The organism is Aquabacterium sp. (assembly GCF_048860245.1).
Taxonomy (GTDB): domain Bacteria; phylum Pseudomonadota; class Gammaproteobacteria; order Burkholderiales; family Burkholderiaceae_C; genus Aquabacterium.
In genome coordinates this window covers 70,100-83,810 of sequence record NZ_JBLIZW010000035.1, presented here as the reverse complement: position 1 = coordinate 83,810, position 13,711 = coordinate 70,100, and the positions used below count along the sequence as shown (strand labels likewise).

General features: G+C 57.2%; 12 protein-coding genes and 1 tRNA gene. 6 read left to right on the top strand and 7 right to left on the bottom strand.

Annotated elements, in window-relative coordinates:
• The first annotated feature begins 384 nt into the window (after window positions 1-384).
• The 3 genes from ACMV18_RS04145 to ACMV18_RS04135 all read left to right on the top strand — a co-directional run bounded on the left by ACMV18_RS04145 (window position 385) and on the right by ACMV18_RS04135 (window position 5,374).
• Window positions 385-1,464 (top strand): nucleoid-associated protein, encoded by a 1,080-nt coding sequence (locus tag ACMV18_RS04145; RefSeq protein WP_420816796.1) that lies wholly within the window; start codon window positions 385-387, stop codon window positions 1,462-1,464.
• Window positions 1,461-2,459 carry a GTP pyrophosphokinase gene (locus tag ACMV18_RS04140; RefSeq protein WP_420816795.1) on the top strand — a complete coding sequence of 333 codons (999 nt, stop codon included), beginning with the start codon at window positions 1,461-1,463 and terminating at the stop codon, window positions 2,457-2,459. Before ACMV18_RS04145 ends, ACMV18_RS04140 begins: the two co-directional genes overlap by 4 nt.
• Window positions 2,460-2,578: 119 nt before the next feature.
• Window positions 2,579-5,374, top strand: a complete 2,796-nt coding sequence (locus ACMV18_RS04135; RefSeq protein ID WP_420816794.1) for a hypothetical protein — start codon at window positions 2,579-2,581, stop codon at window positions 5,372-5,374.
• A gap of 396 nt (window positions 5,375-5,770) precedes the next feature.
• Here the strand turns inward: ACMV18_RS04135 and ACMV18_RS04130 are convergent, their stop codons facing one another.
• The 7 genes from ACMV18_RS04130 to ACMV18_RS04100 all read right to left on the bottom strand — a co-directional run bounded on the left by ACMV18_RS04130 (window position 5,771) and on the right by ACMV18_RS04100 (window position 10,993).
• Window positions 5,771-6,442, bottom strand: a complete 672-nt coding sequence (locus ACMV18_RS04130) for an SOS response-associated peptidase (protein WP_420816793.1) — start codon at window positions 6,440-6,442, stop codon at window positions 5,771-5,773.
• A 21-nt stretch (window positions 6,443-6,463) separates the two neighbouring features.
• The gene (locus ACMV18_RS04125) at window positions 6,464-6,703 is read right to left on the bottom strand and encodes a hypothetical protein (RefSeq protein ID WP_420816792.1); all 240 of its coding nucleotides are present in this window, start codon (window positions 6,701-6,703) and stop codon (window positions 6,464-6,466) included.
• A 341-nt stretch (window positions 6,704-7,044) separates the two neighbouring features.
• Window positions 7,045-7,135: transfer RNA gene (locus ACMV18_RS04120), tRNA-Ser, on the bottom strand.
• A 39-nt stretch (window positions 7,136-7,174) separates the two neighbouring features.
• Window positions 7,175-8,323: a branched-chain amino acid ABC transporter substrate-binding protein gene (locus tag ACMV18_RS04115; RefSeq protein WP_420816791.1), complete on the bottom strand. Its 1,149-nt coding sequence runs from the start codon at window positions 8,321-8,323 to the stop codon at window positions 7,175-7,177.
• 61 nt (window positions 8,324-8,384) lie between these two features.
• Entirely contained in the window at window positions 8,385-8,984 is a 600-nt protein-coding gene (locus ACMV18_RS04110) for a hypothetical protein (RefSeq protein ID WP_420816790.1), read from the bottom strand.
• Window positions 8,981-9,418 carry a DNA polymerase III subunit chi gene (locus tag ACMV18_RS04105; protein WP_420816789.1) on the bottom strand — a complete coding sequence of 146 codons (438 nt, stop codon included), beginning with the start codon at window positions 9,416-9,418 and terminating at the stop codon, window positions 8,981-8,983. The genes ACMV18_RS04110 and ACMV18_RS04105 overlap by 4 nt, the downstream gene beginning before the upstream one ends.
• A gap of 21 nt (window positions 9,419-9,439) precedes the next feature.
• Complete coding sequence (locus tag ACMV18_RS04100) at window positions 9,440-10,993, bottom strand: leucyl aminopeptidase (protein WP_420816788.1); 1,554 nt, start codon at window positions 10,991-10,993, stop codon at window positions 9,440-9,442.
• A gap of 42 nt (window positions 10,994-11,035) precedes the next feature.
• On the opposite strand from ACMV18_RS04100, the gene lptF reads away from it, so the two are divergent.
• Genes lptF through ACMV18_RS04085 form a run of 3 tightly spaced genes read left to right on the top strand, consistent with a single transcriptional unit; the run spans window position 11,036 to window position 13,693 of the window.
• A complete protein-coding gene (gene lptF, locus ACMV18_RS04095; RefSeq protein WP_420816787.1) occupies window positions 11,036-12,154 on the top strand; it encodes an LPS export ABC transporter permease LptF in 1,119 nt (372 codons plus the stop codon).
• Entirely contained in the window at window positions 12,151-13,308 is a 1,158-nt protein-coding gene (gene lptG / locus ACMV18_RS04090) for an LPS export ABC transporter permease LptG (RefSeq protein ID WP_420816786.1), read from the top strand. Before lptF ends, lptG begins: the two co-directional genes overlap by 4 nt.
• 7 nt (window positions 13,309-13,315) lie before the next feature.
• On the top strand, window positions 13,316-13,693 hold the full coding sequence (locus ACMV18_RS04085) for a sirohydrochlorin chelatase (RefSeq protein ID WP_420816785.1): 378 nt from the start codon (window positions 13,316-13,318) through the stop codon (window positions 13,691-13,693).
• Window positions 13,694-13,711: the final 18 nt, after the last annotated feature.

Below are 13,711 nucleotides of genomic sequence, written 5' to 3'. Positions count from 1 at the left end.
GTTGGGATGAGTTGCCTGTTGTGACATAACTTTGTTTGGAGTCGGCCACGACCTGCCGTTCATCGACTATCCGAATCCGTCCATCAAAGGTCCGGTTGACTCTGAAACCTGCCGGAAGACCTACGGAAGGACCTCGGCCTTTACCGACGTTCAGGTGCCCAGCAGTTAAGGGCCGCAATGGCTTGGATACTTGCCGTTCAGGGGCAGACCGCGCTGCGCGGCAGCTTCTCGATTCGGCGATACATAGGCAACGGTTCCATAGTTTTCACCGCGACCGAACGAGACATTCAAGTACGTCTATGGAATTGAGTGCGATTCAGGTAGAACTATCCAACAAATGACACCCGGGTCATAATTAGGTTTTGTATATGCTGCGGGCGGGCAATGATATTCGAGAACCTAACGATAGACAGGATCATCACTCATGAAGTTTTTAAGCGTGACAATGACCGTAATATCGTCCCGCCAGCGTATGGCACGACTCTGGTTGCGCTTGATCCTCATGGGGTCGAAGCCCTGTGCTCAAGGATCATGGATGCGATGGGGAAAGCCTCCCGTGCGCTAGAGATGACTATTGTCGATTCCGGCCCCGGCAGCATGTGTGCTCTGGCAGATCAGCTTGTAGATTTTGACGATCCTCTGTTCATAACCAGATCGGCCAATGCCGCGAATAAGCTTGCCACCGCTCAAACCAGCCGTGGCCTCCCAGGCGGGATTCTGGTCGTATTCACAGGCACCGCAGGCCACCCAGCCAAGCGTATTGTGGGCCTTATCAAGGCGGAAACACACAGTGGCTTCACGCGGCAAACGGAGGCAGATGGTTCAATCTCGCTCCGATACCTCAACGATTTGCTCCTGACACCGCAAACCAAGCTGTACAAGATTGGGCTCTTCGTCGAAATCGATCCTGCGCTTGAGGTGCCAGGTGGCTGGAAGGCGTTCATTTACGATGACAATATCTCTGTAAACAAGCTCACCGCCGCACAGTACTTCTATGAAGGATTCCTTGGCTGCACCTTTCCTGAGACAAGCGCACGGAGGACCCGGGAATTCCACGACCATACCAAAGAGTTCATTCGTGGCATTGACTTGCCCGAGGAACAGAAACTCGATTTGTACAATGCGCTTGTCACCTACCTAAAAGTAGATCAAACGCCCACAGTCCAGACCTCTACTTTCGCCCAAACCTACCTTGCCGATCCGGTGCTCCGGGATGCCTATACGGAGTTCATGACTGCTAGAGACTTCCCCGACACAGCCATTCACAAGGATTTGGCAGATGTAACAAGCGTGCTCCGCTATAGGAAAGTGGGCTTCTCGAACGAGATCAAACTGATCGTCCCTGCCGACAAGTTCGAAAGCATGATTAGGCTTCAGACCGTCGATGGCGATGAGGACGAACATGGTCATATTCCAGTTTGGACGCAGATTACGGTCAAGGACAGAATCAGGACTCAGGAATGACAGAAGAAGAGGTTCGCACACGCTGGGAAGCAGAGCGGCCTATCTTCAGTGCGTGGGCAGACTATGTCCGCAGCCGGATTGAGTTCTACCTAGAAAGGCTACTTTCTCGTGACGCCCCACCTGTTAGCCTCAGCTATTTTCTTAAAATTCCAGCTGAGCCAAGGCTCAAAGAGGCTAAGTCGCTTGTCGACAAAGCGTTATTCCGCAACAAGCCCTATGCTGACCCCTATGGTGAAATAACTGACAAGGTAGGCATGAGGTTTGTGGTGCTGCTCTCCAGGGAAATTGCCTTGGTCCAGCAGGCCATTGAAGATTGCGATGACTGGGAAGCCTCAAAAGATCGCGACTATGAAGAAGAACGTCGCGAACGCCCCCTTGAGTTTGCCTATCAGTCGGTCCATTACGTGGTGCGTGCCAAGAAGGAGATTCACCATTCTGGCTTCAAGATACCTCCCGGGACACCGTGCGAGATACAGGTCCGCACGTTGCTCCAACATGCGCACAGTGAGCTAACCCACGACACGATCTACAAGCCCAAGAAGTCGGCATCGGCCGAGACAAAGCGAACAGTCGCAAAAAGCATGGCTCTAATCGAAGCCGCTGACGACTTCTTTGTGATCGTGATGGACGACCTTTCCGCTGCCTCAAAGCCCTTCCGCGAAGCGATGAATGCCTTGGCTCGTGGGTATGAGAAGTATGTTGGTGCAGACTCAGAGGCCGAAAAGTCCAACATGCTGATCATTGAGGCATTTTCCGACAGAATCCCTCTGGACCTTGCAGACCGCTTGGACAGGCTGATACAACAAAAAAGCTACATTCCAACTTGTATCGCGAAGCGTCGAGACACACATCACTTGTATCGACAGCCGGCTATCTTGCTCGCCTATCTTCTTGCCTCTTCTAAGCCAGCAGAGACGAAGAGCCTGTGGCCACTCACAGACGATGAGCTCAGATCGGTTTACATGGATCTAGGCATCAGTTTTGATAATTGCTGATCCTGCCGTCGCACCGTGCCACTGATTTCAAACCAATCGTGTTCGCACGACCAAGAGTTCTATGGCGCGACATCACTTGAAATTTCACCTTATATCTCCAGCAACTTTCCGGAGTCAGAATGCAATTCGAACACATAAAAAAGAGAATCATCCACGACTTGATTGACGAGATAGTAGTGATGGGGGCGTCCGAGCTAGAGCTGGTCGGACACGCAGTCATTGAACACATCGAGGTGAAGCGGCTAATCCATCACGGCTTGAACAAGGACTATCGCCCGGTCGGCTATACCGTGGACACGTTCTCTCAGGACGGATCTGTAGTAGGCGAGTACAGCGCCAAAAAGGATTACTTTGAAGACTCCGCTAACAAGGACGATCCTCCCAAGTTCGGAAAGATTGAGAACGATATCGATCACGCCTTGACCCATGGCACCCCGAAGAAGATCTATTTGATTGCCAGTCAAGAGGAGCCGGAATCCTTTCGGGCAAAGTTCCGCTCGACAGAACACGGGAAGCGCTACGCCGACCTCGTCAACATTCTCGATGCGCGGGAGTTGGCAAAGTATATCTACGATTTCTCTATCGCCAGCGCTGAATCGGCGGCATTCTTTGCTGACTTCTTCCCCGATTTCTCCCAGAACCTTCAGAACTATGAGTACTACGGGAGAGTGCCTGGGGCTTGCGAGGCCTACCAGCCGGAAGAGGCGATCCTTAACGCCGTGCGCGCGCATCTTGCTGCCGGAAACAACATCTGTGTCCTGTACGGGCTAAGCGGATCAGGAAAAACGCAGGCAGCAATCGACTTCGTCCACAGGGAAGTAGGCGGTTTCGAGGACTATATCTGGATTTCAGGAGAAGATTGGAAGAAGGACAAACCACTGAGCTCGGTCCAGCGCGCGAGAGGCGGCGTTCCATTCAACGTTGCCGGCGCATTCAATTCTCGAAAATCGATTCTAGTCATCGACAGCCTTGAGCGCGCAACTGATCTTTCGATGTTCACGGAGCTTCAGGCTGGTTTTGCGCTCGGCGGCATCGTACTCGTCACGTCTCAGCTGAACTCGCCAGGGAGCGCGCTCTATGTCGCGACTCCACGTCTTTCTCCGGAGACGGCCGCGAAGATTTTAGGTGAGGGGCCAGAGAAACTGAGTGCACTGGGTTCAAAGTTTGTTGAAGCATGCAGGTTCTCACCGCTGATTCTTGCCACCACACGCAACATTGTGGAACTAGGCGATATTTCTAGGGATGACCTCTATAGCGAAGTCCTCGGCAATCCCGACGCGCTTTCTCAAGGTGACGGCACTTCGATCATGAAGTCGCTACTCAAGCGACTTGAGCCGAACAATCTCGCCGCGCTGGTCAAGATTGCCGATTCCGGGTCGGCCATCCATGACTCGCGCTTCCTGGCCCACTTTATCGGTCAGATCGAGCGGGTAAACCTGCAGCGGCTAGCAATTCTCCAACAAGGAGCGGCTCCGGGTGTTCTGAAGGTGCACGACCTGATCTGTGAGGCAGTCAGGGAAACGCCTGGATCATTGGCCATTGCAGACTCCATTGCGGCGTATGTCGGCAAGGTAGGTGGTGAAATGGTGCCGAGCGTTTTGCGAGAAATTCACTTGTGCTCGGACCAACTGCGCGCCGCTGATGAAGCGCGCAAGGCCAGGAAGCCAGACTGGCTTCTCTATTCGCTGCTGCAGGTAGACCGGCAGGTGCGTCAATGTTGGGCAGATCTGCACACCTATGAGATCAATGCGAAGAGCTCACTCGCTGAACTGCTCAGTATTGTTGACGCTAAGGAGGCGCATGCTTACACCATTGACGATCATGCTGCCCGGCAGCAGTACTACAAGGATTGTGCGACGGCGTATCAGCAGGCTCTGGATGCCGGTGCCGAGGATGAGATTAGAGCCGAGCTCATGCATCACAGAGGGAAGGCACTTAGACGGTGTGGCATGCTTAAAGAAGCTCTTGCCTGCTTCCTGGAGGTCCTGAAGCTTCGCCCTGACTGGCACGCGACGTACGGGCAGATAGCACATATTGGCACCCAGAGAGAGGCAACAGGCGACTTGAAATCGGAAGGTGAGCGGGCCATCCGATGGCTCATCGATCGGATGCTCGCCGAACTATCGTCTGTCCCGCTGCGAGTTTCGCTCGCCGCGATCGCCCGCCTGCGCTCGTATCGGATTGTATGCGATGAACTATCGGCAAATCCGGTGTATGTGGAGCGACTCGCAGAAGCCATTGCGATGTCGGCGTTAGAAGGCTTAGATCAGTTCTACGAGGCCTACTTGTCGTTTACCTCCGTGTTTGGCTATCACCACTCGGCAGTGTGTGTGACTCTAGCAGAGGCTCTGCCTGAGCTGCTCGCCATGCCGCCAAGCGCCGTGGAGCGAAAGCAGTGGGCCAGTGCTTGCGAGTCTTTGACGAACACCGCGACAGCAGCTGGCCGACTCGGGAAGTACGACCTGCAGGCCCGCATCAACAAAAGTGCGGCCACATTTGCGGCAGCACTGGATTTATCGCAAGTGGTCGATCCGTTTGTAGCGAGGGTCATTGCAAAAACGTACATCTCGGCGGGCATGCCGCAACTGGCGCTCGATCGGATTGACAAGATCCATCCTGACAGGGTCGATCATTGGCTCCTCTATCAGAAGTCGAGGGCACAGTTGGAACTGGGCATGTTTGAGTCATCACTCCACACCGCAGAGCTAGCACTCGAATCTGCCGAGCGAGACGCGAAGGCCTCCGATAGGCTGGCGATCTACTTCGATCAATTGAGCAAGTGCGCAGAGAAGCTGAAGAATTTTCCTTTGTCTAGGTCCTACTCCCAGGAGGCGATCGCTCGCTGCAAGGACGCGCAGTATCTGCATGACCTAAAGAGCAGGCATCAGTTGCTGGAGAGCTTAGAAGCGAGTTGATCGACTATCGGTGGCTGGCGCGCCCAACCGGGCATCGCAGTCGCTCTCCTCCAGAATCAGCACTAACCGCCTCGCCCGTGCATAGGAACTGTCGTTCAACCTGGCATCCGGCTTGAGGCAGGTCGGACCCGATGCCCATTCGTACGTGTGGAAGACTGGGAGGAGAGATGACATCCTCTAAACCTACCGCCCTGAAAAGCGCGCTGAGCAACCGATGGCTAGGTAAGGCTGGGCGGCAGGTAAGAGACGAATTGCCGCCCGATTGGGCGCTTTACGCCAACGACCGCAAAGGCCGACGACTTGCCGCTGAGCAGTCGCCGCCAACGGCCGGTCTACCTAATCACGAGCCATAGAACCCGGGATACCAGGTAGGGTCGCTGAGGGTCGTTTACCGACTTAGAACAAGGATTGATGCCCTGCATGGAATGCTTCGCACTTCATCGCATCGGCAGGGTAAAGGCACAGGAAATCTGAACTCGTTTCTGGGGTCGCACTGAGCCACTCGTCGTAGCGATCCTCTGGCAGGATGACCACCATCCGTTTTTCGTCGGTGGGCTTGTGGAATTGCTTCATCAGCGGATGTTCATTCGCATTGATAGTGAGCATGGTGTAACTGTGCTGGACATCCCCCTTGGGCGACTTCCACCATGACCAGAGACCCGCGATCCCCATGGGCTCACCATCGACACGCGAGATCCGAGTCGGAATGGCTTTGCCGGATCGCCAGTCTGGTTCATAGAACGCGTCAGCAGGGATGATGCAGTGGTGCGCCTTCTTCCAGGCATCACGGTAGCTGGGTTTGACGGCAACCGTTTCCGATCTGGCGTTGTAAGTCTGGCGAGCAATCTTGGTATCCGTCGCCCAGTGCGGGATCAGGCCGAATGAACCCAGCAAAGCTTCGCGTTCAGGAACAGCATCGTCACCGACGTCGACGAATTTATGGCGGCGGATGAACGGCCCCAGGTAACCGGGCCACATATCCCATTTGCCACCTTCCGGCACATTGCCTAGCCGGAAGTGATCCTTCAGTACTTGGCGTTCTTTGACGGACTCAAAGTGGCTGCACATCGCAAGAGCCCGCCTGTCTAATCATGCTGCAAGCGCGGCTTTGAGGCTCTCTAGGCCAGCCGTTAGCTCATCCAGCAATTTCTGCTCGGCTGAATTTTCAGGCTCAATGGTAGTTGCCCACTCGATGAAAGCGGTCATGCTGGCTGCTCGCTCCCGCGACAATTTGGTGTCGGCGAGACCTGACTGAATCACGGGGATCAGGGCAGCGGCTGCGTTTAGCCGGCTGAACGTCGGCGAGGATGGGGTTGAAATCTTCGGCATAGAAAAAGAATTTTATCGAGGGAGCGACCCCATTGCCACTGTATTACCTTTGGCATCTATCAATGGCGGTTTCCCTTGCCTGCCAAACCAAGGAAAAAACCCGTCGAAAAGTTAGGCGCTAAGTGATTGATATATTTGGCAGCGTTCCCCACCACTCGTTTACTTCGCCCCTCACCACCGCCGTCAGTTTGCGGAGAACCCCGGGCCATTAGAGAGAGAGTTGGCCGGGAAGTACGTTCCAGCCCAGCAGTGCGAAGTAAGCAAGAACCCGCATTAACCCGCGCAAACACGCGGGAGTAGGCGAAAAAAAACCGCCCGTATAGGCGGTTTTTTTACTATCCTGGCGGAGAGGGCGGGATTCGAACCCGCGGTAGGCTATTAACCTACACACGCTTTCCAGGCGTGCGACTTAAACCGCTCATCCACCTCTCCGTGGAAGCCCTCAACTATAGCAAGTTTTTGAGGACTTCTTCAATTCAGTGTCACTTTCTTGCCATCCTTGTAGACATACAACGTCATGGCCGGATTCTTCAGATCCCCTGAAGGTTCGAACATCACCTTCGCCGTCACACCTTGATAGCTGGTATCGGCCAGCTTCGGGCCGTACACCTTGGGGTCAACCGAGTTGGCCCGCTTCATGGCATCCACCAGCACCATGGTCGCGTCGTAGGTGTAAGGCGAGTAGACCTGGAACTGCTTGGGGAACTTCGCGTCATAGCGTGCGCGCCAAGTCTTGCCATTGGGCAGCTTGTCGAGCGAAGCACCGCCTACGGCGCAAATCACATTTGACAAGGTGCGAGCACCACTCGACAGGTCAACCAGCTTGTCCGTGCAAATGCCGTCGCCGCCGAACAGATACGTCTTGGTCAGGCCCAGCTGCTGCATTTGTCGCAACATCGGTCCAGCCTGTGGGTCCATGCCACCGAAAAAGATGCCATCAGGTTTTTTGTTCTTGATGGCCGTCAGGATGGCCATGAAGTCAACCGCCTTGTCATTGGTGTACTGCTGACTCACCACCTCCAGCCCCAGGCTCTTGGCTGTCTTGGCAAACACCTCGGCAACGCCTTTGCCGTAAGCCGTGCGGTCGTCAATGATGGCCACCTTCTTGAGCTTGAGCGTATTGGCGGCGTATTGCGCCAACCCAGACCCCAAAGCATTGTCATTGGCCAAAACGCGATAGACGTTCTTGTACCCCAGTTGCGTCAACTCGGGGTTCGTGGCCGAGGGACTGATCATGGGAAGCCCGCACTGGCTGTACACCTTCGCTGCAGGAATGGTCGTACCAGAGTTCAGATGTCCGACCACGCCATTGACCTTGGCATCGCACAGCTTTTGCGCCGCAGCAGTGCCCTGCTTGGGGTCCGCAGCATCGTCTTCGGCAACCAGCTCAAAACGAACCTTCTTGCCACCAATCGACACGCCTTGCGCATTCAGCTCATCAACCGCCATGCGCGCGCCGTTTTCGTTGTCTCGTCCATAGTGAGCCTGGGGGCCGGAAACCGGACCCACGTGCCCGATCCGGACCACGGTCTGCGCTTGCGCACCGGTTGACGCCGCAAGGCTCGCCATCACAGCACCGACAGTCAGTGCGAACCGATGCATATTCACAGAGGAAGCCATCACAAAACTCCTGGGTTGGATATGGCGTTCAAAGCCAAGGTTGAGTGCGAAAAGGACGAGATCAACGTTGCCGCAGTTTGGCAACTTCCTGCGCCACAGCACGGCTGACCACATCGCGCATGGTGCTGGCCAATTCATCACGCAAATCGCGGACCAGCGCCTCGGTATGCCGCGCCATCACAGGCGCCATGGCCTCGCGCAAACGAAACTCCAGCATGCTGTCGATGCGTCGCTGGACATCGGCCATGACACGCTGCGTCAGCGCCCCCTCGTCGATGCCCACATCCACAGCCCCACCGCTCACGGACTCGTCCACGACCTGCGGAGCCTCAGCCTCATCCACAGGCTGCTGTGCAGCCGTCCCCTCAGCGACGACGGTCGGCACTTGCTGCAGGGGTTGAGGCTCCTGCGTCAACACCAACTCTCCCGACTCTGGTGAAATCTCGTCGGCAGACACCACCGAGTCCAGAATCGGCAAGATCACCGTGGACATGGGCGTCCAGGCAGGCGTGGGCTCCTCGGGCAAACCACGGGTCACGATCAACTGCGGTGGATCCAACAGATCGGCACCCTGTGGGGGCGCTACCTGCGGCGCATCAATTTCGATGACCTCTGTCAGGAGTGGCACCTGAGCAGGATGAGGTTGTGAAGACTGGTTCATTCCTGAATTTCGTGGGGATTCACTTGCCAGCCCTGCCCGGCATAAGCCTTCCAGCGCTGACGACCAAGCCGCCGGTCTTGCTCTTCGCTGGAAACAATATCAAAGACCCGTGGATAGCGGTCCATCCCTTCGGGAAGGCTCTGACCAATGTTGATCAGGATACTGCGCTCACCAGGAGCTTGACGCGGGTCCTGGGTCAACCAGATGGCCGTCTCCAGCAACCGATCGGGCATGGCCTGCTCGCTGGCCGCCAGAACATGAGGCAAGAACTCCACGTCATCAAAGACCCAGAGTTGCCGGTCCAACGCCTTGAGATCAGGCAGCGCACCGGTCACGGCAACCGACGCCCCTGACCGATAGGCTTTGCGCAACAAGCGGCAGGCATAGCCAATCTTGTCTCGCGTACCGTAGTGAAACTCGACCGTACCCAACACAGCGACAGGCCCTGACGTCAATCAAGCCACGCGACGCGCTGCGGCCTTGCGAGCGGGCGCTGCCTTCGTCTTGCCAACTGCCTTGGCCACTTGCGGCTTCAAGGCATCCTGGCCCGCCTCAGCTTGCCCCAGGATGAATTGCGTCAGCAACCCGACAGGACGACCTGTACCGCCCTTTGCCGCACCCGACTTCCACGCAGAGCCTGCAATGTCCAGATGCGCCCAACGATAGGCCTTCGCAAATTTGCTCAGGAATACCGCAGCGGTGATGGCCCCACCATCTCGCCCACCCACGTTGGCCAAATCGGCGAAATTGCTCTTGAGGCTTTCCCCGTATTCCTCGTCCATGGGCATGCGCCACGCGGTGTCTTGCGCCTGTTGACCGGCACGCAACAAGGCTTGGGCCAGATCATCGTCTGACGAGAACAGGCCACTGTGCTGGTGACCCAAGGCCACCACACAGGCGCCCGTCAAGGTAGCAATGTCCACCACCACCGCCGGCTTGAACCGCTCGGCATAGGGCAGAGCATCACACAGGATCAAGCGACCTTCGGCATCGGTGTTCAAAATTTCGATGGTTTGACCGGACATGCTCGTCACCACGTCACCGGGCTTGGTCGCGGTGCCGCTGGGCATGTTCTCGCAAGTCGGGATCAGCCCCACCACATTGACCTTGGGCTGCAATTCCGCAATGGCGCGGAACGTGCCCAACACACTGGCAGCCCCACCCATGTCGTATTTCATCTCATCCATGCCGGCACCGGGCTTCAGCGAAATGCCGCCGGTATCGAATGTGATCCCCTTGCCGACCAAAACGACTGGCGCTTGTACAGCAGAGGCGCCCTGGTAGCGAAGAATGATGAACTTGGGAGGCTGCGCCGAGCCGTTGGTCACGGACAAGAAGGAGCCCATTTTGAGCTTCTCCAGCGCCGGACGATCCAGCACCTCAACCTTGACGTGCTTGAAGTTCTTGCCGATTTGGCGCGCCTCATTGGCCAGGTGCGTGGGCGTGCAATAGTTGCCCGGCAGATTCCCCAACTCGCGCGCCAAAGAGATCCCCTCTGCAACGCCACGTGCACGAACCAAGGCAGACTTGGCTGCGCTCAACTCGTCGGGGCCACACAGCACGGTCACTTTCTTCAATGCCACGGGCTTGGGGGCAGACGGCTTGGTCTGGCGGAACACATAGGTGCCTTCAGCCACAGCCAAGACCAGCGAGTGAGCGTGTTCGCAAGAGAGGTTCAGGCCGAGCGCACCTGCCACAGCCATGTGCGCCACCCCGAGATCCTTCAAGGCTGCCACACCTTTGAGTACCGCTGCCTTGAAGGACTTGGCCGAGTCATCTCCGCTCACCACCAGCAACACGCGAGTGACCTTGGCGCCATTGGGCCGATGAACATACAGCGTTCGACCCGCCTTCAAGGTCAAATCGCCCGCGCTGACGGCATCTTTGATCAACGAATCCAGAGCCGGATCGCCGGTCACACTCTGCTCTGGCGTGAGCACCAAAACAAGCGCGTCGGCATTGACCTGAGAAAGAGCGGGCCCTTGGGCCACAGATGCGCGGTAGTCCATGCAGTGAAAGTCCATAATGGACGACTAAAACAGATTCAGACAATGTTATTCGATTCCTCCTTGCGCCGTGAACTCTGGCGCAGTTTTATCGGCACGCTGGTGGTCCTGCTGACCGTGGTGGTCACCATGGTGCTCATCCGCATCCTGAGCCAGGCCACCAAGGGCGCACTGGCCCCGACAGATGTTGGCCTGGTGTTGAGCTACACCGTGATTGGTCAGTTGGCCGTTCTGCTGGCATTGGCATTGTTTGTGTCGGTGGTGACCGTGCTGAGTCGCATGTGGCGAGACAGTGAGATGGTCGTCTGGCAAGCCAGTGGCGCACGGCAGTTCGACTTCATCGGGCCATTGGCGCGCATGGCCTGGCCGGTGATCGCACTGTTGGCCTTCACCACCCTTGTCGCCCGCCCCTGGGCACAGAACCAAACCGAAGTCATCAAGCGCCGTTTCGAACAGCGCTCCGACATGGCGCGGGTGGCCCCAGGTCAGTTCCAGGCCTCTGCCAACGGCAAGCGCGTCTTCTTCATTGACAGCCACAGCGATGGGCAGCAAGTCGGGCGCAATGTCTTCATGGTGCTGACCGCTGACAAGCAGGAGGCCGTGATCACGGCCAAGGAAGGCAACCTCGTCAACGAAAAAGGGTTGCGTTATCTGATTTTGCGACAGGGCGAGCGCACACAAACCGATCTGGAAACCGGCAACAAAACCTTGTCGCGCTTTGAGTCAGCGCGGATCTTGGTGGGCGATGCCCCAGACCCCACCCTGACCACCACCGATGTGCGCGGGCTGTCCACCCCTGAGTTGCTGATGCTTGGCGACAAGCAAGCCACTTCCGAGCTGGTCTGGCGATTTGGCTTGATCTGGGCTGCGTTCAACATGGTACTGGCCGGTTTGAGCCTGGCTTCAGGCAATGCCCGCCGCAACAGTAGCTGGAACCTGGTCTATGCCTTGCTCGTCTTCGTGGTGTATTTCAACCTGCTGAGCCTGAGTCAGTCTTGGGTGGCCAAAGGCAAACTGCACTGGTTGGCTTGCTTAGGCCTGCTACACGGCGGCTTGACGATCGGCGCCCTGCTGGTCATCTGGTGGCGTGACGGCGCCACCCTGCCCGGTCGCGCAGTGAAACCGGCTCCTGCCCTTGCGGCACCAAACGGGGGAACCGCATGAGAACCGTGCGCAAACTGATTTATCGCGCGGTCATCCGACAGGTCGGCATGGTGGCACTCGCCTTTTCCGCACTTTTTTTCTTCATCGATTTCGTTGAAGAAGTGCGTAAGCTGGGCAAAGGCGGCTACACGACCCTGGACGCCATGATGACGTGCCTCTACATGCAGGGCGCGCACTTCTACGACATCTTCCCGATCTCGCTGCTGATCGGCGCGATCATTGCCTTGGCCCGCTTGGCGCAGACCTCCGAGTTCACCATCTTGCGGACCGGCGGCCTTGGCCCTGAGCGCGCACTGGGACTGCTGACCGTGCTGGGCCTGCTGGCGGCAGGGATGACCGTCGCGCTCGGCAACTGGCTGCTACCCTGGACAGAACACCAGCTGTCGCTACACAAGTCACTTTTTGGCGCGCAGCAAGGGCTGAGTCTCGGGACAGGGGGCACTTGGCTGCGTGAGCAGCGGCAAGCACCTGACGGGCGTCACACCATCACGGTCAACGTCGGCTCGGCCACCAGCGACAAGGTGCTCGGCGACGTCAGAATTTTTGAGTTCGACAGCTCGGGGCGTTTGCTGCGTCGCGTGTCTGCCGAAGCTGCGCAAATCGAACCCTTGAATGCGCCCAACACCGGGTCGGTGTGGCACCTGACACAGGTGAAAGAAACACGCTGGACCGCAACAGACCGGATCAGCGACGAAGCCGTTCAGCGAGGTGAGCCCTTCGTGGCGGAGTCTCAGCTTGACACGATGGCATGGGAGAGCGGCCTGACCCCTCTGGTGGTTGCCGCGTCCGTTCTTCCCCCTGACACCATGTCGGCCTACGCGCTGTGGCATTACACGCTGCACTTGGCGAGCAATGCTCAGGCCGCTCAGCGATACGAGTCGGAATTCTGGAAAAAAGTCTTCTACCCGGTGGTGTGCCTGGTGATGGTGGCGCTGGCACTGCCCTTTGCCTACCTCCATGCCAGAAGCGGGGGCATGAGCCTGAAGATCTTTGGCGGCATCATGCTCGGCATCAGTTTTGTTCTGGCCAACCACATTGCCAGCCATTTGGGACTGTTGCACGATTGGCAGCCTTGGCTGGCAGCGGCTACACCCAGCCTGTTTTACCTGTTACTGGCCATGAGTGCATTTGCATGGCTGGTTCGATACCGCTGAGCACACCATGACCCACACCGGCATCTTGCTGTTCGCACACGGCGCACGCGACCCCGCTTGGTCTCGCCCATTTGAAGCCGCCGCCCGGGCCTTGAAAGCGCAGGCCCCCGAGCAGCACGTGGCGCTGGCCTTCCTGGAATTCATGACGCCGACCTTGCTGGAGGCAGGCGCACAGCTCGCACAAGAGGGCTGTCAGTCGGTGACCGTTGTGCCACTGTTCCTCGGCGCGGGCGGGCATGTTCGAAAGGACTTGCCCCGACTGATGGACGAATTGGCGCAAGCCCACCCAGGTGTGGCTTGGCGTCTTAGTCCTGCCGTGGGGGAAACCGACATCCTCATCGAAGCACTCGCCACCTCTGCGCTTTCGCTTGCGCGCGCAAACTGAGCACGTCTCGGTAACGAC